We start from the raw sequence: 25604 nt of genomic DNA on the forward strand, positions 1-25604 counted from the left end.
AGCAGTCCACATCGCCGTGGGCTGCCTGTCCTGTTTTTAAGGTTTTTGAAACATGCGCGTTCTGATTGCCGAGCACGATTATCACGTTTACACCCAATTGTTGCGCAAGGCTGCGCCTGACCTGGAAGTCTTCAGCACGGGCGACTCTGCCGAGCTGTCGCGAATGGCCAGCGATTGCCCGGTCTGGCTGGGACAGCCGGACCTGATGGCCAACCTGCTGCGTCAAGGGCACAAGCCTCAGTGGCTGCAATCCACCTGGGCAGGCATCACGCCACTGCTGGCCGACAGCCTGTCGCGCGAATATCGCCTGACGCGTGCAGTCGGGATTTTCGGTCAGGTCATGGCTGAATTTGTTTTGACCTACATGCTCGGCCACGAGCGTGAGGTGCTGGCGCGTTTGATGAGTCAGGTCGAGCGCAAGTGGGACAATCGTACTGGCCAGAGCCTGTCTGGTCGCAAGGTACTGATCGTGGGCGCCGGTGATATCGGCCAGCGTGTCGCCGAGTTTCTTTTGCCGTTCGGTGTGCAGGTCTACGGCGTGGCCTCCAGTGCGCGCACTCAGGCGCCGTTCATCGAGGTGACAGCGCTGTCAGACATGACGCGGCTGCTTGGCGAGATGGATTACGTCATCAACCTGCTGCCCAATACACCTGAGACACACGACCTGTACGACGCGAAGCTGTTCGCCAGCTTCAAGCCAACGGCGTTGTTCATCAACGTCGGGCGCGGTGTAGCGGTTGTGGACGCAGATCTGGTCGAGGCGTTGAAGGAAGGCCATCTGGCCGGTGCGGTCATTGACGTGTGCCGTCAGGAGCCTTTGCCGCAGCGCCATCCATTCTGGACGGCCTATGGTCTGCTGTTGACCGGTCATAGTTCGGCCCCGACATCGCCGGTGGCCATGACCGAGCTTTTCGTTGAAAACCTCAAGGCGTTTCAGGCTGGAGAAGCACTGCGTGGAGAGGTCGATTTTTCGCGAGGTTATTGAAGCGGTTCCAAACGAGCCGACATTTCAGGCGTCGGCTCGTTGGCATTGATTGCAGAGAACAGTCAGTTACAGCGAAAAATCACCTTCAGCGGCCAGTTCTGCCAGCGGCTTGCGCGGGCTAGGTGCTTCGCGGCCTTGCAGGTATTCCGGCAGTGTCGACTTGTCACCGATCTTGCCAATGGCCACCGCGGCGTGCAGTGCGTAATCTTCGGGAATGTTCAGCTCCTTGCGGGTCAGGTCCTGATCGAAGCCCGCCATGCCGTGGGTGTGCCAGCCGCTCAGGCTCGCTTGCAGCGCAAGATAACCCCAGGCCGAGCCGGTATCGAAGGTGTGCCACAAGGCCGGGCTTTCTTCGGTTGCCCCTGGTGCGACGAAGGTGGTCTTGGAGACGATGATCACCAATGCTGCTGCATGTTGCGCCCAGTTGCGGTTGAACTCGTTGAGCAGGCCCAGATAACGCTCCCAGTTAGGCGTGTCGCGACGTGCATACAGAAAACGCCAAGGCTGCGTGTTGTAGGCTGAGGGTGCCCAGCGTGCGGCTTCGAAAAAGCTCAGCAGGGTTTCCTGATCGATGCTTTCGCCGCTGAACGCGCGTGGCGACCAGCGTTCGGTGAATTGCGGGTCGATAGGGTGATCGGCGATGCGAGGGTTCGTGCTCATGAAAGTCCTTGATAGCGAAGGTAGAAAACGAGCGTGGCTTGATGGGCCGTGGTCGGCAGGCATCGCTTGAGCGCACTGGAAAACCCGTTAACGCTACTGTTTTGCCCTGTCGCTGACAAGTCCCGGCTACCGGCAGTCGCAAGTGCTTGGCCCGCACCCTTTGTACCTCTAGACTGACGGCCTTTTCATTTTCGATACCGTTGTCCGAACCATGGCCGCTAAAGTTGAACCCTTCTGGATTCGCAAGACCCTTGACCAGCTCAGCACCGAAGAGTGGGAATCGTTGTGCGATGGCTGTGGCTTGTGCTGCCTGCAGAAGCTGGAAGACGAAGAAGACAACAGCGTTTATTACACGCGGATCGCCTGCAAGCTGCTGGACCTGAAGACCTGCCAGTGCTCCGACTACGCCAATCGTCGTGCGTCGGTGCCTGACTGTATTCAGCTGACGCCTGGCCAGGCAGATGAATTCAAATGGCTACCGCCGACCTGCGGCTACCGGCTGGTCAGCGAGGGCAAGGATTTGCCGCTCTGGCATCATTTGGTGTGTGGTGATCGCACGGCTGTGCATCACGAGCGTATCTCCCAGTCCGGCCGCATGCTCAGCGAGAACAGTGTGGCCGAAGACGACTGGGAGGATTACCTGATCTTTCGCGCAGGTTGAGCGTTTACACGACCGGCTTTGGCTCGGTCAGCGCTTCCACGCCTTTGACGGCAGCGTTTTTCACCGCGTTTTCGGCGTCGTCTTTCAGGTTGTTCAACTGGGCACCGGCACGTTCGATGGTCGAGCGGGCGCTGTGCAGGTCGCTGCGACCTTTTTCCACCAGGCTTTTGGCCGAGCAGTGACCGCTGATGCCACGAGCCAGCACTGCGCCGCCGATGGCCAGTTGGATCAGGCCCAGAAAGCCGCCACGACGGACACCTTTGCCCATCATCAGTACACCGCCAGCCAGTGAGCCAATGCGCTCCCAGCCGTGGACGTTCTGATCAGGGTTGCGCTGCAGCAGTTCAGGTGTGTCGATGCGTTCGATAATCGGGGTGTCGCGCATGATGGCTCTCCATGAGGCGGTAATTCGCAGGAAGTAGGTAGTAACCCGGTTCAGAGAAACTGACTGTTCGCCCGCGACACAGGTTCAATGCTTTTCCGTCAGCGGTCGCTGGCCGGATCGATTTTCTCGCGACCGAACTGTGGCCCCGAGCGGGTATTGATGCCTTTGGCCATGCGGTCGTAGAGCACGACGTTGACGGTTGCGGCCAGATTCATGCAGCCCTCGGTCGGTATATAGACCACGTCTTCACACCAGTCGCGAATGTCCTGATCGAGCGAGCCGTCTTCCGGACCGAAGATATACAACGCGCGGTCAGGGTGCGTGTATTCAGGCAGGGCACGGGCACCGTCCACCAGTTCGACGGCCACCGGAATACAACCCAGCGGCAGAATGCTCTTGAGGTCTTCGATGCCGATCAGCGGGATGTCCTGATGGATTTTCTTGGTGTCGGTGATGAAGTCCCGCGCACGCTCATAGCGTTTACCGGTATAGAACACCGACGCCACGCCGTAGCAGCCGGCCGCTCGCATGACGGAGCCGACATTTTCCGGGGACTTGGGGTTGTAAAGACCGATGCAGGCGTACCGTTTATTGGCCACGGGGAGGGTGCTCTGAAGAAAACCGCGGATTATACGGCAGCTTCAGAGCAATGCCATTTTCAATTCCGACGCTCAGAACCACATGCGTAAACCGACGACCAGCCGCGCGTCGGCAACGTCCTCACCGTCTTCGCGTGCGTAATCGGCAGTATTGCCGTAGGACCGATCCCAGGTTACACCCACGTAAGGAGCGAATTGCGGGGTGATTTCATAGCGCAGCCGAAGGCCGAACTCACTGGTCGACAGGCCCGAGCCATTGCCGCGTTGCGGGTCGTTCTTGCCGTAGAAATTCAGCTCGGCAGTGGGCTGAAGAATAAGATTGTTGGTCAGCAACAGGTCGTAGTCGGCTTCCAGGCGCGCAGCGGTCTGCCCGGCTTCACCGATAAATGCCGTGGCTTCGATATCAAGATCCGAAATCGCCTGCCCTTGCAGGCCGAAAGCCGCCCAGGTTTGTGGCGCGCCAGGTTTGAAGTCCTGGCGTGCCCCGGCGACTACGTCCCACGATGAGCTGACGGCATGACCCCATAACGCCTGGACTTCCGCCTCCTCGGTCTTGCCGTTGCTGCGCTCGCCCTCTGAACGAAACAGCAAGCGGTCGACATCACCGCCAATCCAGCCGGACAGGTCCCAGGCCAGCGCGCTGCCGTCGTTTGCGTCCTGCCATTCCAGCTTGTCGGCCAGAAAGTAACTGTTGATGGCGCTGTCGTGGACCTGATGCCCGCTATGGCTGGTGTACACCGCAGCCCGGTCGGCGTCGGTGACAGGCGGGATTGGTGTCCGGCTCTGCGTGGGGGCGGCACTGTGCTCGCTGGCGTCCATAGGCATCGAGTGGCTGCCATGATCCATGCCTTCCATGCCTTCCATTCCCGCAGCCAGCGTGGTTGCCCAAGGTGTTATGGCCAGGCCTGCCGTCAGCAGCAGGGTTGGCAGGCAGGACGAGTTGCGCAATCCATTCACCGGTAAAATCCTCATTCTTCCACCCGCACTTCGCGGAACATGCCCATTTCCATGTGGTACAGCATGTGACAGTGATAAGCCCAACGGCCCAGTGCGTCAGCTGTGACGCGATAGCTGCGGCGTGAACCCGGAGGCATGTCGATGGTGTGTTTGCGCACCATGAACTGACCGTTTTCGTCTTCCAGATCGCTCCACATGCCGTGCAGATGTATGGGGTGAGTCATCATCGTGTCGTTGACCAGCACGATACGCACTCGCTCGCCGTACTTGAGCATGAGCGGTTTGGCGTCCGAGAATTTCACACCGTCGAACGACCAGGCGAATTTTTCCATGTGCCCGGTCAGGTGCAGCTCGATCGTGCGGCTGGGCTCACGGCCATCGGGGTCTTCGAAGGTGCTGCGCAGGTCTGCGTAAGTCAGGACTCTGCGCCCGTTGTTCCTGAGGCCGATGCCCGGATCGTCGAGTTTGGGCGAGGTGCTCATGGCCTGCATGTCGACCAGCGGATTGTTTTGTTCGCTGTCCGGGTGTGACTGCATGGCAGGTGTTTCTTTCATCGGCATCTTGCTGTGGTCCATGCCGGGCATCGAGTCATGGCCCATCTTGCTATGGTCCATGCCTGACATGTCGTCCATCGCCGGGGCTGCGCCGTGGTTCATGCTGCCATGATCCATTCCCGCCATGCCCACATCATCCATGCTCAGCAATGGGCGTGGATCCAGAGGCGGGACCACGGCATGCAAGCCGGGCCTGCTGGCCAGGGTGCCGCGGGCGTAGCCGGTGCGGTCCATCGACTGGGCGAACAGCGTGTAGGCTCCTTCGGCAGGCTCGACGATCACGTCGAAGGTTTCTGCCACTGCGATGCGCAATTCATCGACCGTTACTGGCTTGACGTGCAAGCCATCGCTGGCGACTACGGTCATTTTCAGGCCCGGGATACGCACGTCGAAATACGTCATGGCCGAGCCGTTGATCAAGCGCAGTCGAATCCGCTCGCCAGGCTTGAACAGGCCGGTCCAGTTCATGTCCGGGGCCTGGCCGTTCATCAGGTAGGTGTAGGTCGCGCCGCTGACATCCGCCAGGTCAGTCGGCTCCATCCCCATTTTCGCCCACATCCAGCGATCACCAGCGGTCTCGCTCCAGCCTTTCTCACCGACGTCGTTGATGAAGTCGCCGACAGTACGCTTGTTATTGTTGTAATAATCGGACTGCTTCTTGAGCGTTTTCATCAGTTGAAGCGGCTCTTCGTCGGTCCAGTCGCTGAGCATGATTACGTGTTCGCGGTCGTATTTGAATGGCTCTGGCTTTTTGGCGTCGATCACCAGTGGCCCGTAGACCCCCGACTGTTCCTGGAAGCCGGAGTGGCTGTGATACCAGTAGGTGCCGTTCTGCCTGACCTTGAAGCGGTAGACATACAGGCCATCCGGCGCGATGCCGTCAAAGCTCAACCCTGGCACGCCGTCCATGTTGGCCGGCAGGATAATGCCGTGCCAGTGGATGGACGTGGTTTCGTCGAGCCGGTTCTTGACCCTCAGGGTCACGGTGTCGCCTTCGCGCCAGCGCAGCAGCGGGCCAGGAATGCCGCCGTTGATGGTCTGCGCGGTCCTGGCGCTGCCGGTGATGTTGACCTGGGTTTCGCCGATATACAGATCGAACTCAGTGCCGGACAACCCGTTGGGCTGACCCGGATTGGTCACCGCCCACGCCGGACTGCGCCATAGCCCGAGGCCGCCGAGCAGGCCACTGGCGGCCAGCCCTTTCACAAAGGTTCGTCTTGAGGTTCGGGTGGGCATGGCGAAATATCCGGTCGGTCGGGTGGCCGCAGGCCAGGAGAAGTGCGGGTAGGGCGGGGGAGCGCGGGGCGTTAAAGGTACCGAGGTCACTCGTCCTTTTTCATCAGTCCGGCCAGTGCAGCGAACGGGTTGTGGGTCGCCTTGGCGGTTTTCGGACTGCCCAGAGAGCCATCGGCGAAGTACTGCTGATCGGTGTAGCGCGAGTGCTCGTTGTCGTGGCAATACAGGCACAGCAGCTCCCAGTTGGAACCGTCCTGCGGGTTGTTGTCATGGTTGTGGTCGCGGTGGTGCACGGTCAGTTCGCTGAGGCGTTTGCCAGCGAACTCGCGGGCGCAACGGCCGCAGACGTGCGGGTACATGCGCAACGCCTTGTCGCGGTAGCCCATCTCGCGGTCGCGCTGGGCGTCGGCCAGAATGCGGTCCAGCTTGGCAGTATGGGAAGGAGGATTGGCCGTGCTCATGGTGTCACCTGTGCGTGTGCGCATTGAAAGCGGAATATCGGCAAGTTTAGCGCCAGATGGGCAAACTCACACCTGCTGAGACAGTAATTGGCCGTCGACCATGCGCAGGCGCCTGGACAATGAGATGGCCAGGGCGCGAATGATCTTGGCGGCGATTTTCGGCGCCTCGTCGAGCATCTTGTCCAGAGAGTCGCGTCCCAGGTTCAATAACTGGCATTGGGTGGCCGCGATACAGCTGGCCGAGCGACGTTCGCCATCCAGTACAGCCATTTCTCCGAATGCCCGCCCGCGACGCAGAACGGCAATCTCGACCTGTTGGCCGTCTGCAGCAAGTTTCTGCACGGACACGGTGCCTTGATGAATGATGCACATGAACGTCCCTGCATCGCCCTCGGCAAAGATGGTCTCGCCTTTTTCGATGTCGGTAATGCTGAAATACCCGGCTACGGTCACGAAGTCGCCGGGCAGCAGTGTGTCGAACAGGCCGCAGTCCAGCAGCATGTCGCGTATGGCGTTGTTCAGGTTGGACAATGGTTCTGACATGGTTCGGTCTTTCAATCCTGATACGAAGGGGGCAGCTCCGTGCCCCCCGATGCTAGTAAGACAGGTGTTTCACGCCAAGTTCATTCGGCGATCTGCAATACCTTGAAGATAAACGCGTACTCCAGCGCCACGTCACGCAACCCTTGATAGCGACCGCTCATGCCGCCGTGTCCGGCACCCAGTTCGGTCTTGAGCAGCAGCAGATTATCGTCGGTTTTGCGGGCGCGTAACTTCGCGACCCATTTGGCGGCTTCCCAATACTGCACACGGCTGTCGTTGTAACCGGCGATGACCAGCATGGCCGGGTACGCCTGAGCGCTGACGTTCTCATAAGGCGCGTAGGACTTGATGCGCTCATAGACCTCAGGCTCCTGCGGGTTGCCCCATTCGTCGTATTCGGTGACGGTCAACGGCAGGTCCGGATCGAGCATGGTGTTCAGCACATCGACGAACGGCACTTCGGCAATTGCTGCCTTGAACAGCTCGGGTCGCTGATTGAGCACGGCACCGATCAGCAGGCCACCGGCGCTGCCGCCGCTGATCACAAGCTGTTCGGCGCTGGTCAGGCCCTGAGCAACAAGATGTTCGGCGCAGGCAATGAAGTCGCCGAAGGTGTTCTGTTTATGTTCCTGCTTGCCATTGCGGTACCAGGCCTCGCCCAGCTCGCCACCGCCGCGTACATGGGCGATGGCAAACGCCACGCCACGGTCGAGCAGGCTAAGGCGCGCGTGGGAAAACCACGGGTCGAGGCTTTCGCCGTAAGCACCGTAGCCGTACAAATACAGCGGGGTCGCCTTGCCGGCCAGTTCGCGCTTGACCACCAGGCTGATCGGCACCTGAGTGCCATCACTGGCGGTGGCCCACAAACGCTGGCTGACGTAGGCGTCGGCGTTGAAAGTGCCCAGCACCGGCGTTTCCTTGAGCACTACCTGCTCGCCGCTGGCCAGGGTCAGCTGACGCACCTGTGCCGGACGGTTCAACGACTGATAGCGCAGGCGAATTCTGTCGCTGTCGAACTCCAGGGTGTCCTGCACATACAGGCTGTACGCGGCGTCGGGCAACTGCACGCGATAGGCAGGCAGATCCTGCGGGCGTACTTCGATGATCGGCAAGCCGCCTTCGCGCAGGCTCAGACTGATCGCCTTGGTGTTGAGGCTCACGCCTTCGAGCATGACCTTGTCATCGTGCGCAACCAGGGTCTGCCAGTCTTCGCGAACCGGGGCGCCACTGGCGTGTTCCGCTGCGTGATACAGCGCGAAGTTGATGCCGCTCTGATTGCTGCGGATGAACCAGCTCCACACACCATCGAGCAGGCCGTGATCCGGGTAATACTCGTGCCCTTCGCTGCGCGGCGCGAGGCAGGTGAAGGCCTGCTGCGGATGATCGGCGTCCAGCACCCAGGCTTCGCTGGTAGTTTTGCTGTTGAGCAGAATGATCAGTTGGCGTTCGGAACTGCTACGGAAGCAGTGCAGGAAGAATCGACCGTCCGGCTCATCGAACACCAGCTCTGCCGATGCATTGCCCAATGTGTGGCGATGCAGCCTGCCGGGGCGATGGGTCTCGTCCAGCTCACCGAAAAACAGGGTCTGGCTGTCGTTGGCCCAGGTCATGCTTCCGTCGCAGTCCTCAAACGGCAGGCTGCTGATCTGGCCGGTGCTCAGCTCCTTGACGTAAAGCTGGTAAACCTCGTCGCCACTGGTGTCCAGGCTGTAGGCCAGGCGCTGATGGTCGGGGCTGATGCTGAACGCGCCCAGCGAAAAGAAGCCGCCATCGGCCATGGCGTTCGGGTCCAGCAACAGTTCTTCACGGCTTTCGTCCACGGTATTGGAGTCGTCGGCCGGGCGCGGGCAGCGATAGTGACGGGCGTATTCATCGCCTTGTGTGGTGCGCGTGTAATAAAGGTACGGCCCCCAAGGGGAGGGCAGTGACAGATCGGTTTCAAGGATACGGCCCTTGATCTCCTGAAACAGGTTTTCGCGCAACCCGGTCTGCTCTGCCAGTTGCTGCTCCTGCCAGGCGTTTTCCGCTTTGAGGTAGTCGAGCACCTCGTCAGTGTCGCGGTTCTGTAGCCAGGCATAGGGATCGGAACCGTCGGCCTTGCGAGCAATCGGGGCGCTGGAGGTTGCATTCGAGAAGGACATGCTGGGCTCTCTGTTTAGGCATCAATCATGGAAATTCGGTACACGCTGAACCGATTACTGAAGCGAGGCAAGCCGCGTCAGGCAAAAGCCGTTATCATAAGCGCCTCTTTACCTGCCTTACCACGGACGTCATGACCGAAAACGACTATCTGATCGCCTGGAGCGTCTACGCCTTCGCCGCGTTGGGTTGCCTGCTGGTATGGTTCCTGATGACCCGCTGGATGTGGCGTTATCTCAAGGAACCGTTGCTGGTAGCAGTCGCGGTGCTGCTGTTTACGCCGACCATGGTCGACCCTGCCAAGGATGCGATGGCGCCAGCCGTGGCGATCACCGCGCTCGACCTGATGTTCAAGGTCGGCAGCAATGTCTGGACCGCTGTCTCGGATCTGGCCATGTATGGCATGTTCGCCTTCGCTACGTACGCGCTGTTCGTGCTTATCCGCTGGCCGATCGAGCGCAGCCGCAAGGCTCGCCAGCCCCGGCCCGCCGCTCAGCCTGCCGACACAGACCCCGCTGACGAACCGTTTGCCGAGGACGATCATTACCCTCGCAAATCCGCTGCGCCGCTTCCTCCGACCAGGGCTGCGCGAGTCGAACCGCGGTTGTAGATCCCGCTTCGTTGGCATGCGCCGTCATTGTCGGCGCATGACCTGCTGCAAAACGTCTTGAAGCGAGAACCTGAGCATGTGTGAACTACTGGGCATGAGCGCCAATGTCCCGACCGACATAGTCTTCAGCTTTACCGGGCTGATGCAGCGTGGCGGGCGTACTGGTCCGCATCGCGATGGCTGGGGCATTGCCTTCTACGAAGGTCGCGGCCTGCGCTTGTTCCAGGACCCCGCAGCCAGCAGTGAATCTGAAGTTGCGCAACTGGTGCAGCGCTATCCGATCAAAAGCGAAGTGGTAATTGGCCATATTCGTCAGGCCAACGTCGGCAAGGTCTGTCTGTCCAACACACATCCTTTCGTGCGTGAACTCTGGGGCCGCAACTGGTGCTTTGCGCACAATGGCCAGCTGGCCGATTTCACCCCCGGTGCCACCTTTTACAGGCCGGTGGGCGATACCGACAGCGAAGCTGCATTCTGCGACCTGCTCAATCGCGTTCGCGAAGCCTTTCCCGAGCCGGTTGAGGTCGAGCAATTACTGCCTTCGCTGATCCAGGCCTGCACTGAATACCGTAGTAAAGGCGTGTTTAACTGCCTGTTGAGCGATGGCGACTGGCTGTTTTGCTTTTGCAGTACCAAACTGGTCCAGATCACCCGGCGCGCGCCGTTCGGCCCGGCAAGGTTGAAAGATGTCGACGTGATTGTCGATTTTCAGGCTGAAACGACGCCGCACGACGTGGTCACGGTCATCGCGACCGAACCCTTGACCGAGAACGAAAACTGGAACCGCTATGAACCGGGCCAGTGGAGCCTGTGGCGCAAGGGTGAGTGCGTGGCGCAAGGCTCGGTCGAGACAGCAGTGCAGTAACAGCGCCTCCACCGGCATACTGGATAAAAAAGAAGAGGGATATTGATGCTGCGAAGTTATCTGCGATTGGTCCTGTTCACCACAGGCCTGCTGTTCGGGGTACAGATCCCCGGATTCATCAGTGATTACAGCAAGCGTGTCGAAGCGCATCTGATCGAGGCGCAACAGGCCGTCAAGGGCTACACCGCTACTGCGCAGCAGTTCTTCAAGGGCGATATACAAGCGCTGATCCAACACTATCGCAGCAGCGAAGACCCGGTTTTCCGAGCCGATGCGGACAACATCGATACGTTGATGAGCCGTACCCATATCCTTGAGCGTCAGTGGCTCGGACTCCAGGGGCCGTGGTATTCCAAAGCCCTGTTCGTCGTCACGTCTGCCGATGCGGATATTCGACGGGAAACGTTCAACGGTTATACGTGGCAAGTCCTGCTGGCCCCCGAAGTCATTGCCTGGGGCATCATCAGTGCATTGCTGCTGGCTCTTGTGGTGGAAAGCGTCGGGCTGTTACTCGGCTGGGTGATCCACGGTGGACGACGCAAGCCGCAACTTGAGCGGGACTGGCGCTGATTGCTGGATACGGTAATAACGACAACGGGCGTTGCGTAGAGTCAGCACGCGCCCGTCATGCTTATTTCGCCAGATGACGCATGCCTTCCTCCAGACCGCGCAGGGTTAGCGGGTACATTTGCCCTTCAATCAGGTCGCGCACGATATGCGTGGACGTGGTGTAGTCCCAGGCATCCTTGGGGTAGGGATTGATCCAGATGATCTTCTTGAATTTGGCCATGAAGCGCTGCATCCATACATAGCCTGCTTCTTCATTCCAGTGTTCGACGCTGCCACCGGGCTGGGTGATTTCATACGGTGCCATCGAAGCGTCGCCGATGAAAATCACTTTGTAGTCTGCGCCGTACTTGTGCAGCAGGTCTTGCGTGGCGGTTCGCTCCGAACCGCGGCGCAGGTTGTTCTTCCACACCGATTCGTAGATGAAATTATGGAAGTAGAAATATTCCATATGCTTGAACTCGGTCTTGCAGGCCGAGAACAGCTCTTCACAGACCTTGATGTGTGAATCCATCGAGCCACCGATGTCGAACAGCAGCAATAACTTGATGGTGTTGCGCCGTTCCGGACGCATTTGAATGTTCAGCAGGCCCGCATCGCGAGCTGTGTGATCAATGGTGCCGTCGATGTCCAGTTCATCCGCAGCGCCCTGGCGGGCAAACTTGCGCAGACGGCGCAGGGCCACCTTGATATTGCGCGTACCCAGTTCGACCTGATCGTCCAGGTTTTTATATTCGCGCTGATCCCAGACCTTGACTGCCTTGCCCTTGCGTTCCCCTGCGTCGCCGACACGAATGCCTTCAGGGTTATAGCCCCCCGAGCCGAAAGGGCTGGTGCCGCCTGTGCCGATCCATTTGTTGCCACCGGCATGACGCTCCTTCTGCTCTTCCAGACGCTTCTTGAATTCCTCGATCAGCTTGTCGAGGCCGCCGAGGGACTGAATTTGCGCGCGTTCCTCGTCACTCAGCGAGCGCTCGAACTCTTTGCGCAGCCAGTCTTCGGGGATCAATGCCTGCAAATGATCGTCAAGATTTTCCAAACCTTTGAAATACGCACCGAAGGCCCGGTCGAATTTGTCGAAATGGCGCTCGTCCTTGACCAGAATCGTGCGCGCAAGAAAGTAGAACTCATCGATATCGGCAAAGATAACCCGCTGTTTCAGCGCATTGATCAGGTCCAGCAGTTCACGCAGAGACACCGGCACTTTGGCCGCGCGCATTTCGTTGAACAGGTTGAGCAGCATGGCTGTCGCCCTTTTACGTAACGGGGTTGATGGAGGCGCTCAACGGTTGCCGCGGCGGCTCATGAACGCCAGACGCTCAAGCAAATGCACATCCTGTTCATTCTTGACCAGCGCCCCGGCCAGCGGCGGGATAGCCTTGGTCGGGTCGCGCTCACGCAGTACGGCTTCACCGATGTTGTCGGCCATCAGCAGCTTCAGCCAGTCCACCAGTTCGGACGTGGAGGGCTTCTTCTTCAGGCCCGGCACTTTGCGCACGTCGAAAAACACGTCCAGCGCTTCGCTCACCAGGTCTTTCTTGATGTCCGGGTAATGCACGTCGACGATGCGTTGCAGGGTGGCACGGTCCGGGAAGGCGATGTAGTGGAAGAAGCAGCGACGCAGGAAGGCGTCCGGCAATTCCTTTTCGTTGTTGGAGGTAATGATGATGATCGGGCGCTTTTTGGCCTTGATCGTTTCATCGATTTCGTAGACGTAGAACTCCATCTTGTCGAGTTCCTGCAACAGGTCGTTGGGGAACTCGATGTCGGCCTTGTCGATCTCGTCGATCAGCAAAATGACCCGCTCATCGGACTCGAAGGCTTCCCAGAGCTTGCCCTTTTTCAGGTAGTTACGTACGTCGTGGACTTTGTCCACGCCCAATTGAGAGTCACGCAGACGGCTGACGGCATCGTATTCGTAGAGGCCCTGATGCGCCTTGGTAGTGGACTTGATATGCCAGGTGATCAGCTTCGCGCCAAAGGACTCGGCCAGTTGCTCGGCCAGCATGGTCTTGCCGGTGCCGGGCTCGCCCTTGACCAACAGCGGACGCTCCAGCGTGATTGCCGCGTTGACCGCCAGCTTGAGATCGTCAGTGGCGACGTATGCCGGGGTGCCTTCGAACTTCATGATCAATCCTTTTCACGTGGGTAGGCGCAGCCTGTCAGCGCGCACACCGTAACAGGGGCAAGCAATGCCGGAACTATAACGTGGCTGCCGGACGGCTGTGAACGCAGACGCCTCATTCAGTTCTTGAATGGGGCGTCACGCAGTGACCGGGTCGAAATTGTAACGCTGCTTTTTGTATGGCTAATTTGGCTATACCATACACTTCATGTCGACTAAATACAGATTCAGGGATAAATACAGGATTCAGTTGAGGGAAAAAGACCACCTGCCGCCGCATGTGCATCTGACCGGTGGTGGTCTGGATGTACTGATTTGCCTTGAGCTCGTAGAGCCCATGCGCGGACATGCCCCGACTGTTGTGCTTAAGGAAGCTCTCGAATGGATACGAATTCACCGCGACGAACTGATGGAGGAGTGGAAACGATGGCATCCATGAAACGACCCCGGCTCAAGGATGTTCAGGCGCAGTCCGGATACCGGCTGGCCCTGACATTCATCGACGATCAACAATTCGTCCTCGACATGAGCGCTGATGTGCAGGCTTTTCCGGGGTTACGACCCTTGATTGCTGCTGAAGCTTTCGCCCACGCCCAAGTGGGCGATGATGGCTGGACGGTTGAATGGCCGGAACTGGATATCCAGATCGGTGCGGATACCCTGTATCTCGACGCTCAGGCTCAAGCTGCCACCGACGAAAACACGCGTATTTTCATCGGGTGGCGTGCCCGCACGGGTTTGCCCTTGGCTAAGGCCGCACAGGCGTTGGGTGTCAGCCCTCGCAGTATCACTCGCTACAGCAACTCTCGCGAAGCTACGCCACGTACCCTTGCGCTGGCTTGCCTGGGCTGGGATGCATTGCAGCAACAGGCACATGCCGCCGAGGAGCGGGGCGTTTATTCCGTGGATAAAAAAAACCACTAAGACCCCTTGCTGCTCTCATACCGCGCATTAAATGCCTGTACGAAGGCGTTGCGCAGGATCTGCAGAAACGCCTGGAAGCCGCTGATGTCCTGCTGATGGACGCTGCCGCTCAGGTCGACACGGGTGGCGAACTGGTTTTCCCGCTGGTTTTTCAACACGGTTTCGCTGGTGCCGACCAGCGCTTCCCAGATCGAGCGGAAAACGCCCTTGTCCTTGTTCTCGACGTCCTGATGCCAGTTGAACACGTCCACGTTGCGTAGCAGGGGCTTTATGTAGCCGCTGAGCTGCCCTTTATCCGCTTGCGCTTCAATCACAAGATCGCCGTCACCGGCGTTAAAGTCGAACTTGCCATACGCCGACGAAAAGTCGTTGAGCTTCTTAAGCTGAATGCCGGTGGCGCGCAGTTTGAAGTCGAAATCTTCAAAGTTGCTGAACGGATCGAATCTGGCGGTGCTTTCCAGATCGGCATGGTCCAGCAGGCGTGCCTTGCCCTTGAACTCGGCATCGCGGTTGCCTTCCACGTCGACCACGTTGGTCAGGTTATAGATGCTGGCATTGACCTGATCCGCCTCGATTTTTACTTTGGGCGTGGAGTTGAAGTTATTGAACGTGATGCGCCCGTTATCGATGCGCAATTCGTTGAGGGTGATGGGCAGCAGCTTGTCCATCTGGGTACGCCAGTCGGTGCCCTGACCGGTCTGCGAGTTCTGCTTGCTGCCGCCGTCCACGAAGTTGATCTGCGGTCCGGTGAAGAGGGCTTTCGCGACCACTGCATGGTCATACCAGAGTGAATGCCAGCTGACAGCCAGTTCGATCATCGGTGCGTCGAAAAAGGGCACCGGGACCTTGCCATCGGTCTTTACGATCTTCAGTCCCTTGATCCGGTAAGCCCCTCGCCACAGCGCGAGGTCTACGTCGGTGATCTCACCTCGGTAGTCGCCCATGTCGGCCAGTTTGTCGTTCAGATAGTCGCGCACCAGATAGGGCAAGGCGATATTGATCGCGATCAGCAGAACTACCAGAGCGGCCAGGGTCCATAGCGGCCAGCTGTAGCGACGTTTCATGACATGAGTCTCCTGTTTCAATGAGGGATTGACTACGCACGCGGTCATCCGTTCGGTCAGACTGGACGCCCCAGGGCTGGCGGCATAGGCTTTGGGTCTTTAACCGATGTGCACAAGGACACTTTCATGAGCCGTATCTACGCTGATAACGCCCATTCCATCGGTAATACGCCGCTGGTGCAGATCAATCGTATTGCGCCACGCGGTGTCACGATTCTGGCCAAGATCGAGGGGCGTAATCCGGGCTACTCCGTCAAGTGCCGTATCGGCGCCAACATGATCTGGGACGCTGAAAGCAGCGGCAAACTCAAGCCCGGCATGACCATCGTCGAACCGACCTCGGGCAATACCGGGATTGGCCTGGCATTCGTTGCCGCCGCCCGTGGTTACAAATTGATGCTCACCATGCCCGCTTCCATGAGCATAGAACGTCGCAAGGTACTCAAGGCGCTGGGTGCCGAACTGGTGTTGACTGAACCGGCAAAGGGGATGAAAGGCGCGATTGCCAAGGCAGAAGAGCTGCTGGCGGGCGATCCGGAAAAATACTTCATGCCCGCACAGTTCGAGAACCCGGCCAACCCGGCCATCCATGAAAAGACCACCGGCCCTGAAATCTGGGCGGACACCGACGGCGCTATCGACGTACTGGTGGCAGGCGTCGGGACTGGCGGGACTATCACCGGTATTTCCCGCTATATCAAGCACACCGCAGGCAAGCCGATCCTGTCGGTTGCGGTCGAGCCAGACGGTTCGCCGATTATCACCCAGGCGATGGCCGGTGAAGAGATCAAACCCAGCCCGCACAAGATTCAAGGCATCGGTGCCGGTTTCATTCCGAAAAACCTCGATCTGTCGATTGTGGACCGCGTAGAGCGTGTCACCGATGAAGAATCCAAGACCATGGCGCGGCGCTTGATGCAGGAAGAGGGCATCCTTTGCGGTATCTCGTGCGGAGCAGCCATGGCGGCAGCCGTCCGTCTGGCTGAAAAACCGGAGATGCAGGGCAAGACTATCGTGGTGATCCTGCCTGACTCTGGCGAACGTTACCTGTCCAGCATGCTGTTCAGCGATCTGTTTACCGATCAGGAGCTTTCCCAGTAACACATCTTCGCAAGTGTGCACTTCATGCGGGCAACGCAAGGGTTTATGATGGCCAGCTTACGCGTCACCGGACGATTATCTCTGTCCCTCCGGTGTTTGCGGTCTTTCATTCAGAATCATGCATCAGTACTGCCCGCGTGACGTTTGGCGTTATCTGCCCGCTTCAAGGAGAGCTTCATGACCCTTTCATTTGTTGCCAAGGCATCGATCCTGATGCTGTTTCTGGGCAGCACGCTGTACGTTCATTTGCGCGGTCGGGCCCGGCTGCCCCTGTTGCGGCAGTTCGTCAACCATTCGGCATTGTTCGCGCCTTACAACGCACTGATGTACCTGTTTTCCCGTGTGCCGTCCGAACCGTATCTGGACCGCAGCAAATTCCCTGAGCTGGATATCCTCAAGGACAACTGGGAAACCATTCGCGACGAAGCCATGCACCTGTTCGATGAAGGCTACATTCGTGCGGCCGAGAAGAATAACGACGCCGGTTTCGGCTCGTTCTTCAAGAAGGGCTGGAAGCGTTTTTATCTGAAATGGTATGACAAGGCACTGCCATCTGCCGAAGCGCTGTGCCCGAAGACCGTTGAGCTGGTCAACAGCATTCCCAACGTCAAAGGCGCGATGTTCGCGCTGTTGCCGGGCGGCAGCCACCTCAATCCGCACCGCGATCCGTTCGCCGGTTCCCTGCGTTATCATCTGGGGCTGTCCACGCCGAACTCCGATGACTGCCGGATCTTTGTCGATGGCAAGGAATATGCCTGGCGTGACGGCCAGGACGTGATGTTCGACGAGACCTACGTGCACTGGGTCAAGAATGAAACGCCGCAGACCCGGGTGATTCTGTTCTGTGACGTCGAGCGTCCGCTGACCAACCGCTTCATGACGCGTGTGAACCGCAGCGTCAGTGCGTTTCTGGGCCGCGCAACCGCGCCGCAGAATCTGGACGACGAGCGGGTCGGCGGGATCAATCAGGCGTATGCGTTCAGCAAGCGCTTCAGCGACGGCTTCAGTGGCAAGGTCAAGCAGTTCAAGCGCGCCAACCCCAAGGCTTACCGCGTTTTGCGGCCTGTGCTGGCGGTGGTGGTGCTGACATTGCTGGGCTACTGGTTGTTTGGTTAAGCAACAGCTTTGATCCGGTTGTCCGCGGTCACGGCGAACAACCGTCAGCCCTTTCTCAGTCCAGATTCACATGCCGGCTCAGCAGCGCTCGCAGCGCTGCAGGCTTGACCGGTTTTGGCAGGTAATCGAGTCCTGCTGCGTGCACCTGAGCGATCAACTCCGGACGACCATCGGCGCTGATCAGCACGCCCGGCACTGGTTGCCCCAGGCGTGTTCTTAGCCAGGCCATCAGCTCAGTGCCGGTCTCGCCCTCATCCAGATGGTAATCCACCAACGCAATCTGCGGCCTGACGCCATTGTTCAGCAGTGCTTCGCATTCCTGACGACTGCGAGCGGTCCACACCTGACAACCCCAGCGTGACAGCAGGCTGTTCATGCCGATCAGGATGCTGTCTTCATTGTCGACACACAGCACCTGCGTGCCGTTCAGCGCGGGTCGGCTGACATCCGGCAGCGTGTCGGGCATTGTCGCGGGGGCTGCTGCCAGTGGCACCCGCACGCTGAAAACGCTGCCTTTGCCAAGCCACGAACGCACCTGCAAAGGGTGCTCGAGAATGCGACACAAACCATCGGCAATAGCCAGCCCCAGGCCCAGCCCCTTCGCTGCGTGAGTCTTGTGGCTGTCGAGGCGTTTGAATTCTTCGAAGATCACCTGGCGCTTGTCTTCGGGGATGCCCGGCCCGCGGTCCCAGACCTCAAGGCTCAGGCTGTCGCCGTAACGCCTGACACCCAGCAGAATAGGGCCTTTGGCATAGCGGAAAGCATTGGTCAGGAAGTTTTGCAGGACCCGGCGCAATAGCTTGATGTCGCTGTCGACGCGCAGTGAAGTGCCTCTGACACGAAAATCCAGACCTTGCTCCTGGGCCAGCGCTTTGAATTCGGCGCCCAGGGTGTCAAACAGCGCGTTGAGCGGGAATGGTTGGCGGTCCGGGGTGATCTTGCCGTTTTCCAGGCGCGAGATGTCCAGCAGGTCGCTGATCAGGTCTTCGGCAGAACGCAACGAGCTGTCCAGATGCTGGACCAATTGCTGGGCGTCGCTGGAAATTCCGTCCTGCTGATGCGACAGCGCAGCAGAAAACAGCCTTGCAGCATTCAGCGGCTGCATCAGGTCATGGCTGACGGCGGCCAGAAAGCGGGTTTTCGATTCGTTGGCGGCTTCGGCGGTGCCCTTGGCCTCGGTCAGCGCCTGATTGAGCTGCGACAACTCATGGGTACGTGCGGCGACACGCTGCTCAAGGCTTTCATTGACGCCTTTGAGGGCCTGTTCGGCGGCACGAAACGCGGTGATGTCGGTGAAACTCATGACGAAACCGCCGCCGGGCATCGGATTGCCGATCAGCTCGATCACCTGCCCGTTGGGGAACAGCCGCTCCGAGGTGTGCGCACGGCCCTGACGCATCCAGTGCAGGCGTCGCGCTACATGCACTTCGGCCTCACCCGGCCCGCACAGCCCACGTTCGGCGTTGTAGCGAATGATGTCGGCAATCGGCCGGCCGACGCCAATCAGGCCTTCGGGGTAATTGAACAGTTCGAGGTAGCGGCGATTCCAGGCCACCAGCCTCAAGGACTGATCCACCACACTGATGCCCTGGGTAATGTTTTCGATGGCACCCTGCAACAGCGCGCGGTTGAACTGCAAGACTTCGGACGCTTCGTCGGCGATGCGTACGACGTCTTCCAGCTGCATATCGCGCCCTTCGATAGCGGCCTTGACCACGGCGCGGGTCGAGGAAGTGCCGAGCACGCCAGCCAGCAGCCGCTCGGTATGCGCGATCCACTCTCCATCGGCATTCAGACTGGGGTTGAAACCCTTGCCTTGTCTGTAGGCGAAGCGAATGAAGCTCTGACGTGCCCGGTCTTCACCGACAAAACGCGCCGAGAGGCTGAGCAGGTCTTCTATCTGGACGGCAAGCAGCGGTCGGCTGAAGTCGCGTCCCTGGGTTTCCTGACCAATGAAACGACCTGCCTGCCAGTGCTCCGCCACTCGGGTTCTCGACAACATCGACACCCAGGCGAACAGCGTGCAGTTGCCGGCCATCGACAGCACCACGCCCTGAGTCATCGGCGAGATCGGCAGGTCGAACGGGTTGCTGTGCAGCCAGGACAGTAGCGGGAAATTGCTCAGCGACCAGCCCATGCCATGCGCCGCGACCGGCAGCACCAGGGTGTAGAACCAGATGAAGATACCCGCCGCCAGGCCTGCAAAGACACCACGCCGGTTAGCCTGCTTCCAGTACAGCGCACCGAACATGGCCGGTGCCAACTGGGTGATCGCGGCGAAGGCAATCTGCCCGATAGTCGCCAGGCTGGCCGTTGAGCCCAGCATCCGGTAGCTGACATAGGCCAGCAGGAGAATCATCACAATGCTGATGCGCCTTACCGAGAGCATCCAGTGACGAAACGCTTCGAACGGCCGCTCGGTGTTTTTGCGCCTTAACAGCCAGGGCAGCAGCATGTCGTTGGATATCATCGTCGACAGCGCCACGCAGGCGACGATCACCATACCGGTTGCCGCCGATGCGCCGCCGATGAAGGCCAGCAGGGCGAGTGACGGGTGAGCGTGCGCCAGTGGCAGACTGATCACGAACGAGTCGGGCAGCATGGACGCGGGCAGCAGCATTTGTCCGGCCAGCGCAATCGGCACGACGAACAATGCAGCCAGTGCCAGATAGGCCGGGAACACCCATTTGGCGAGATTCAGGTCCTGAGGCTCGATGTTTTCGACCACCGTGACGTGAAACTGTCGCGGCAGGCAGACAATCGCCATCATCGCCACACCGGTCTGCACGAACATCGACGGCCAGTTGATCGTGTCTTGCCAGTATTCCTCGAGGCGTGGCGCAAGTTTGGCCTGATTGAACAGGTCGTCGAATCCGTCGTACAGGCCGAACGTGACAAACACGCCGACTGCCATGAACGCGAACAGCTTGACCAGCGCTTCGAAAGCAATAGCCAGCACCATACCGCGATGGTGTTCAGTCACATCCAGATTGCGTGCGCCGAAGACGATGGTGAACAACGCCAGAATCAGCGACACCACCAGCGCGGTGTCCTGAGCGCGGGTGCCGGTGGAATCAGCCACAGCACCAATCAGGATATTCACGCCCAGCACGATACCTTTCAGTTGCAGCGCGATATACGGCAGCATGCCGATCAGACAGATCAGCGCGACCATGACCGCCAGTGACTGGGACTTGCCGTAGCGTGCTGCGATGAAGTCGGCAATTGAGGTGATGTTTTCCTGCTTGCTGATCAGCACCATCTTCTGCAGCACCCAAGGCGCCAGCACCATCAGCACGATAGGCCCCAGATAAATCGGCAGGAAAGACCACAGCTGTTCGGCCGCCTGACCCACCGCGCCGAAAAACGTCCAACTGGTGCAATACACTGCCAGCGACAGGCTGTAGACCCAGGCGCGCATGGTCGGGCGCAGCGATGCGCTGTAGCGGTCGCCGTAAAAGGCGATAGCAAACATGATGGCCATATAGGACAAGGCAACGGCCGCAATCAGCCCGCTGGACAGCGACATATGAAATTCCACACCGTATCGATAGCGCGCAGTCTCGCACGATGGCCGCGCTTCGTCTTTGTCGACCAAGGTCGAGCGTGGCGGGGTGTCGCAGCTGTTACGCAAACGCTAGTAACGATGAAAAAAGGTGCGGGGTGTTTTGTAAAAAGAAATGTCCTATCGACATTCGGTAGCGTTACGTCTTCAATGTGCCTCGGATTGGCGGCTACGTCAGTTCACCCCAGCCTCTCAGGACCACGGACGATGAGCCAACAGTCACAATTCAGCTTGCTCGGGAAACGCCGTTTCCTGCCGTTTTTCATCACGCAGTCCCTCGGGGCGTTCAATGACAATATTTTCAAGCAGTCATTGATCCTCGCTATCCTCTATAAGCTGAGCATCGACGGGGATCGTTCGATCTACGTCAATCTGTGTGCCTTGCTGTTCATCCTGCCGTTCTTCCTGTTCTCGGCGCTGGCCGGGCAGTTCGGCGAGAAGTACCCCAAGGACACGCTGATCCGCATTATCAAGTTCGGCGAGATCGTCATCATGGCGGTCGGGGCTGCGGGCTTTCTGTTCGATCACCTTGAATTGATGCTGGCGGCGCTGTTCGCCATGGGCACGCATTCAGCGCTGTTCGGGCCGGTCAAATATTCGATCCTGCCCCAGCACCTGCGCGAGAGCGAACTGGTCGGTGGCAACGCGCTGGTCGAGATGGGCACCTTTCTGGCGATTCTGGCCGGCACCATCAGTGCTGGCGTGATGATGTCTTCTGCGCACTATGCCTGGGTTGTTGCGGCCGCTATCGTGCTGGTCGCCTGCCTGGGGTTCGTTGCCAGCTTCGGTATTCCGCGCGCGACTGCCGCCTCGCCCGAGATGAAACTCAACTGGAATATTTTCACCCAGTCATGGGCGACCCTGCGCATGGGGCTTGGACAGACGCCCGCAGTCTCGCGCTCGATTGTCGGCAACTCGTGGTTCTGGTTTGTCGGTGCTATCTACCTGACGCAGATCCCCGCTTACGCCAAAGAGTGGATGTACGGCGACGAAACGGTCGTCACGCTGATCCTGACCGTGTTCTCCATTGGCATCGCGCTGGGGTCGCTGCTTTGCGAGCGGTTATCCGGGCATAAGGTCGAGATCGGGCTGGTGCCGTTTGGCTCGATGGGGCTGACGATTTTCGGTCTGTTGCTGTGGTGGCATTCCGGTGGTTTCCCGCAGAACGTGCAGGCCAACGACTGGCTGGCGGTCCTTTCCTACGGGCAGGGCTGGCTGGTGTTGTTCGATATCCTGGGCATCGGCGTGTTCGGCGGCTTCTATATCGTGCCGTTGTACGCCCTGATCCAATCGCGAACACCGGTGAAAGAGCGCTCACGGGTCATTGCTGCCAACAACATCCTCAACGCGCTGTTCATGGTGGTTTCGGCGATTGTCTCGATCCTGCTGCTGAGCTTCGCCAAACTGTCGATTCCGCAGCTGTTTCTGGCGGTGTCGCTGATGAACATCGCCGTCAATATCTACATCTTCAAAATCGTCCCCGAGTTCACCATGCGCTTCATGATCTGGCTGCTGGGCCATTCCATGTACCGCGTCGAGCATCGCGATTTGAACCGGATACCAGATGAGGGCGCAGCGCTGCTGGTCTGCAACCATGTGTCCTTTGTCGATGCGTTGCTGATTGCCGGTGCCGTGCGGCGGCCGATCCGATTTGTTATGTACTACAAGATCTACCAGTTGCCGGTCCTCAACTTTATCTTCCGCACGGCCGGGACCATCCCGATTGCCGGGCGCAACGAGGACATGGATATCTACGAGCAATCGTTCAAGCGCATCGCTCAGTACCTCGCGGAAGGCGAGCTTGTGTGTATCTTCCCGGAAGGCAAGCTGACCACCGACGGCGAGATCAGCGGCTTCAAGAGCGGCATGAGCCGCATCATCCAGGAAACGCCAGTGCCGGTCATTCCGCTCGCACTACAAGGCTTGTGGGGCAGCTTTTTCAGCCGTGACCCGAGCAAGACTCTGTTCCGTCGCCTCTGGTCTCGCGTGGTGCTGGTCGCCGGTTCGCCCATTGCAGCAGATGTTGCAACGCCGGTGGATGTGCGCGAAGAGGTGAAGGCGCTGAGAGGGAAGGTGCAATAAGCGCTCCGCGCTGCATTGGTAAGATATGACTATCGTGCCAATGCTCGTAGGCATGCATTTAGTGATGCTCTGCGTCACCTTCAGGTGCCGCCGCGGATCAAAGGCCGGGCTTGGTTTCTTCCTCCGGCATCTTCCTGAAATACGTCGATAGCAACGCCCCGGAAATGTTGTGCCAGACGCTGAACAGCGCGCTTGGCACCGCCGCCAGTGGCGAAAAGTGAGCGCTGGCCAATGCGGCGCCAAGCCCTGAGTTCTGCATGCCGACTTCCAGCGCCAGTGACTTGCGTTGCGGCAAGGGCAGCTTGAAGGCCTTGCCGGTGAAATAACCCAGCAAAAAGCCGAAAGTGTTGTGCAGGATCACCACGGCCATGATCAACAAGCCCGATTCGGCGATTTTCGCCTGGCTGGCGGCGACTACGGCGCAGACAATCATCACGATGCTCACCACCGAGACCAGAGGCAGCACGTCCACGGCATAGCTGACCCGCGCACCCAGCAGACGCTGTGCAACCACACCGAGCACGATCGGCAGCATGACCAGTTGCAGGATCGACCAGAACATATCGAGGAAGGACACCGGCAGCCACGCCGACGCCAGTAACCAGATCAGCGTCGGGGTCAGCAGCGGTGCGAGCAGGGTGGTCACCGCTGCGATTGCCACCGCCAGCGCCAGATCACCTTTGGCCAGCCAGGCCATGACGTTGGAGGACGTACCGCTCGGGCAGCAGCCGACCAGAATCACACCCACGGCGATTTCCGGCGGCAGTTGAAACACCTGACACAGCAACCAGGCCACGCCGGGCATGATCACAAAGTGCGCGACCACACCCAGCGCAACGCGCCACGGGTTGCGCGCCACCTCAGAGAAGTCTTCCAGCTTCAAGGTAAGACCCATGCCGAACATGACCAGACCCAGCAGCGGTACGATCCAGCTTTTCAGACCGATAAAAGCCTGCGGGAACAGAAACGCCAGGATGGCGAACAGCAGCACCCAATAAGCAAAGGTATTACCGACAAACCGACTCAAGGCTGCCAACGCGCGCATGGCGTGTTCCCTCCTGTAAAAAAACCTGTGTGAAATGAACGCGCCGTCTCACAGGACGGCGCGGTGTTGCAGGCAGCGACGGGCGGTGATCAGATCCCCTGCGGGATTTCCTCGCCGCCCAGCGCGTCGAACAGCTCCGGCAGGAACTCGCCGAACGTCAGCATCATCAGTGTGAAGCTGGCGTCGAGCTGGCCCAGTGCTTCATCGCTACCGTCCTGTTCCGCCTGATCCTGCAGCAGGTCTTCGAACTTCAGGCGCTTGACTACCAGTTTGTCGTCCAGCACGAACGACAGCTTGTCCTGCCAGGCCAGCGACAGCTGGGTAACGACCTTGCCGGTGTTCAAGTGCAGCTGAATTTCGTCGCTGGTCAGGTCCTGACGCTTGCAACGTACGATGCCGCCATCTTCGTGGGTGTCGCGCAGTTCGCATTCGTCAAGCACGAAGAAGTTGTCGGCCGCTTTCTGGGTCTTGACCCAGTCGGTCATGGTCGCACTTGGCGAAACCTTGACGGTCAGCGGACGTACCGGCAACGAGCCGATCACTTCACGCAGGGTCGACAGCAGGTCTTCGGCGCGTTTCGGGCTGGAGGCGTTGACCAGAATCAGGCCCTGCTTTGGCGCGATGGCAGCGAAGGTCGCGGAGCGGCGGATAAACGCACGCGGCAAAAAGGCCTGGATGATTTCATCCTTGAGTTGATCGCGTTCCTTCTTGTAGACCTTGCGCATCTGCTCGGCTTCGATCTCGTCGACTTTTTCCTTGAGCGCGTCGCGTACAACGCTGCCTGGCAGAATGCGTTCTTCCTTGCGTGCAGCAATCAGCAGGAAGTCCTGGCTGACGTGTACCAATGGAGCGTCCTCGCCCTTGCCGAAAGGAGCGACGAAACCATAGGTGGCCACCTCCTGGCTGGCGCAGGCACGAGCCGGTTTGGTTGCCAGTGCTGTCTCCAGCGCTTCGGCATCGAAAGGCACGTCCTGGGTCAGGCGATAGACAAGCAGGTTTTTGAACCACATGAGGTGAGTCTCTCTTTCTATACAAAGGCGGGCATTATTCGCTCCTCGGCGGCTGCGGCCAACCCTGCACAGAGCGTTTGTAAGCCTTTGGAAGGATTATAAAAATTATTTAAAAAAGTGCTTGCCAGAGTGCAGGTCGCTCCGTAGAATGCGCGCCACACCGAGAGTGAAGGGTGATTAGCTCAGCTGGGAGAGCAGCTGCCTTACAAGCAGCGGGTCGGCGGTTCGATCCCGTCATCACCCACCAAACTCGCTTTTAGTGTTACGCGCAGCGGTAGTTCAGTCGGTTAGAATACCGGCCTGTCACGCCGGGGGTCGCGGGTTCGAGTCCCGTCCGCTGCGCCATATTC

At 59.1% G+C, this 25604-nt stretch carries 24 protein-coding genes and 2 tRNA genes; 12 read left to right on the forward strand and 14 right to left on the reverse strand.

From position 1 onward, the window contains the following. Positions 1-52: 52 nt before the first annotated feature. Positions 53-985 carry a D-2-hydroxyacid dehydrogenase gene (locus KP808_RS07230; protein WP_004664280.1) on the forward strand — a complete coding sequence of 311 codons (933 nt, stop codon included), beginning with the start codon at positions 53-55 and terminating at the stop codon, positions 983-985. 66 nt (positions 986-1051) lie between these two features. Here KP808_RS07230 and KP808_RS07235 read toward each other — a convergent pair whose 3' ends face one another. Beyond that, positions 1052-1645, reverse strand: coding sequence for a nitroreductase family protein (locus KP808_RS07235; RefSeq protein ID WP_004657710.1), 594 nt, complete (start codon positions 1643-1645; stop codon positions 1052-1054). Positions 1646-1856: 211 nt separating this feature from the next. Here KP808_RS07235 and KP808_RS07240 point away from each other — a divergent pair, with 211 nt between their 5' ends. Beyond that, entirely contained in the window at positions 1857-2306 is a 450-nt protein-coding gene (locus tag KP808_RS07240; RefSeq protein ID WP_058399761.1) for a YcgN family cysteine cluster protein, read from the forward strand. A 4-nt stretch (positions 2307-2310) separates the two neighbouring features. On the opposite strand, the gene KP808_RS07245 is transcribed toward KP808_RS07240, so the two are convergent. From KP808_RS07245 to KP808_RS07275, 7 genes are all read right to left on the reverse strand, one after another. Then, positions 2311-2691 carry a YgaP family membrane protein gene (locus tag KP808_RS07245; protein WP_054078587.1) on the reverse strand — a complete coding sequence of 127 codons (381 nt, stop codon included), beginning with the start codon at positions 2689-2691 and terminating at the stop codon, positions 2311-2313. Between the two features lie 98 nt (positions 2692-2789). Further along, positions 2790-3290 (reverse strand): RNA methyltransferase, encoded by a 501-nt coding sequence (locus KP808_RS07250; protein WP_002552608.1) that lies wholly within the window; start codon positions 3288-3290, stop codon positions 2790-2792. Between the two features lie 72 nt (positions 3291-3362). Further along, positions 3363-4247: a copper resistance protein B gene (locus KP808_RS07255; protein ID WP_230017909.1), complete on the reverse strand. Its 885-nt coding sequence runs from the start codon at positions 4245-4247 to the stop codon at positions 3363-3365. An 11-nt stretch (positions 4248-4258) separates the two neighbouring features. Further along, on the reverse strand, positions 4259-6037 hold the full coding sequence (locus KP808_RS07260) for a copper resistance system multicopper oxidase (protein WP_230017912.1): 1779 nt from the start codon (positions 6035-6037) through the stop codon (positions 4259-4261). Between the two features lie 86 nt (positions 6038-6123). Then, complete coding sequence (locus tag KP808_RS07265) at positions 6124-6498, reverse strand: YajD family HNH nuclease (protein WP_003317410.1); 375 nt, start codon at positions 6496-6498, stop codon at positions 6124-6126. A 66-nt stretch (positions 6499-6564) separates the two neighbouring features. Beyond that, a complete protein-coding gene (locus tag KP808_RS07270) occupies positions 6565-7041 on the reverse strand; it encodes a cyclic nucleotide-binding domain-containing protein (protein WP_002552612.1) in 477 nt (158 codons plus the stop codon). An 80-nt stretch (positions 7042-7121) separates the two neighbouring features. Then, positions 7122-9182 carry a S9 family peptidase gene (locus tag KP808_RS07275; protein WP_230017913.1) on the reverse strand — a complete coding sequence of 687 codons (2061 nt, stop codon included), beginning with the start codon at positions 9180-9182 and terminating at the stop codon, positions 7122-7124. Between the two features lie 131 nt (positions 9183-9313). Between KP808_RS07275 and KP808_RS07280 the strand changes: the two genes are divergently transcribed. From KP808_RS07280 to KP808_RS07290, 3 genes are all read left to right on the forward strand, one after another. Beyond that, entirely contained in the window at positions 9314-9790 is a 477-nt protein-coding gene (locus KP808_RS07280; protein WP_230017915.1) for an MFS transporter, read from the forward strand. A 76-nt stretch (positions 9791-9866) separates the two neighbouring features. Next, positions 9867-10655, forward strand: coding sequence for a class II glutamine amidotransferase (locus tag KP808_RS07285; protein WP_057402080.1), 789 nt, complete (start codon positions 9867-9869; stop codon positions 10653-10655). A gap of 45 nt (positions 10656-10700) precedes the next feature. Continuing rightward, a complete protein-coding gene (locus KP808_RS07290) occupies positions 10701-11225 on the forward strand; it encodes a DUF2937 family protein (RefSeq protein ID WP_002552616.1) in 525 nt (174 codons plus the stop codon). A 61-nt stretch (positions 11226-11286) separates the two neighbouring features. Here KP808_RS07290 and KP808_RS07295 read toward each other — a convergent pair whose 3' ends face one another. Together KP808_RS07295 and KP808_RS07300 are read right to left on the reverse strand one after the other, a co-directional pair. Then, the gene (locus tag KP808_RS07295; RefSeq protein ID WP_230017916.1) at positions 11287-12465 is read right to left on the reverse strand and encodes a vWA domain-containing protein; all 1179 of its coding nucleotides are present in this window, start codon (positions 12463-12465) and stop codon (positions 11287-11289) included. Positions 12466-12504: 39 nt separating this feature from the next. Further along, positions 12505-13350, reverse strand: a complete 846-nt coding sequence (locus KP808_RS07300) for an AAA family ATPase (RefSeq protein ID WP_002552618.1) — start codon at positions 13348-13350, stop codon at positions 12505-12507. Positions 13351-13555: 205 nt separating this feature from the next. Between KP808_RS07300 and KP808_RS07305 the strand changes: the two genes are divergently transcribed. After that, complete coding sequence (locus tag KP808_RS07305; RefSeq protein ID WP_044317730.1) at positions 13556-13786, forward strand: DUF4160 domain-containing protein; 231 nt, start codon at positions 13556-13558, stop codon at positions 13784-13786. After that, positions 13783-14271: a DUF2442 domain-containing protein gene (locus tag KP808_RS07310; RefSeq protein ID WP_004657733.1), complete on the forward strand. Its 489-nt coding sequence runs from the start codon at positions 13783-13785 to the stop codon at positions 14269-14271. Before KP808_RS07305 ends, KP808_RS07310 begins: the two co-directional genes overlap by 4 nt. Here the strand turns inward: KP808_RS07310 and KP808_RS07315 are convergent. Further along, positions 14268-15335, reverse strand: coding sequence for a DUF748 domain-containing protein (locus KP808_RS07315; protein WP_230017917.1), 1068 nt, complete (start codon positions 15333-15335; stop codon positions 14268-14270). The two genes, KP808_RS07310 and KP808_RS07315, sit on opposite strands and share 4 nt — an antisense overlap. Positions 15336-15461: 126 nt before the next feature. Here KP808_RS07315 and cysK point away from each other — a divergent pair, with 126 nt between their 5' ends. Together cysK and KP808_RS07325 are read left to right on the forward strand one after the other, a co-directional pair. After that, entirely contained in the window at positions 15462-16436 is a 975-nt protein-coding gene (gene cysK, locus KP808_RS07320; protein WP_230017919.1) for a cysteine synthase A, read from the forward strand. A 177-nt stretch (positions 16437-16613) separates the two neighbouring features. Then, positions 16614-17552 carry an aspartyl/asparaginyl beta-hydroxylase domain-containing protein gene (locus tag KP808_RS07325; protein WP_004657737.1) on the forward strand — a complete coding sequence of 313 codons (939 nt, stop codon included), beginning with the start codon at positions 16614-16616 and terminating at the stop codon, positions 17550-17552. A 55-nt stretch (positions 17553-17607) separates the two neighbouring features. Here KP808_RS07325 and KP808_RS07330 read toward each other — a convergent pair whose 3' ends face one another. Next, positions 17608-21081 carry a hybrid sensor histidine kinase/response regulator gene (locus tag KP808_RS07330; RefSeq protein ID WP_230017921.1) on the reverse strand — a complete coding sequence of 1158 codons (3474 nt, stop codon included), beginning with the start codon at positions 21079-21081 and terminating at the stop codon, positions 17608-17610. Between the two features lie 243 nt (positions 21082-21324). Here KP808_RS07330 and KP808_RS07335 point away from each other — a divergent pair, with 243 nt between their 5' ends. Beyond that, positions 21325-23199, forward strand: a complete 1875-nt coding sequence (locus KP808_RS07335) for an MFS transporter (RefSeq protein ID WP_058399771.1) — start codon at positions 21325-21327, stop codon at positions 23197-23199. 97 nt (positions 23200-23296) lie between these two features. On the opposite strand, the gene KP808_RS07340 is transcribed toward KP808_RS07335, so the two are convergent. Continuing rightward, positions 23297-24244: a bile acid:sodium symporter family protein gene (locus tag KP808_RS07340; protein ID WP_230017922.1), complete on the reverse strand. Its 948-nt coding sequence runs from the start codon at positions 24242-24244 to the stop codon at positions 23297-23299. A gap of 89 nt (positions 24245-24333) precedes the next feature. Next, positions 24334-25254, reverse strand: a complete 921-nt coding sequence (gene rdgC / locus KP808_RS07345; RefSeq protein ID WP_230017924.1) for a recombination-associated protein RdgC — start codon at positions 25252-25254, stop codon at positions 24334-24336. 171 nt (positions 25255-25425) lie between these two features. On the opposite strand from rdgC, the gene KP808_RS07350 reads away from it, so the two are divergent. Together KP808_RS07350 and KP808_RS07355 are read left to right on the forward strand one after the other, a co-directional pair. Continuing rightward, positions 25426-25501: transfer RNA gene (locus KP808_RS07350), tRNA-Val, on the forward strand. 21 nt (positions 25502-25522) lie between these two features. After that, positions 25523-25599 (forward strand) — tRNA-Asp (locus tag KP808_RS07355). Positions 25600-25604: the final 5 nt, after the last annotated feature.

The organism is Pseudomonas savastanoi (assembly GCF_020917325.1).
In the GTDB taxonomy this organism is placed as follows: domain Bacteria; phylum Pseudomonadota; class Gammaproteobacteria; order Pseudomonadales; family Pseudomonadaceae; genus Aquipseudomonas; species Aquipseudomonas amygdali.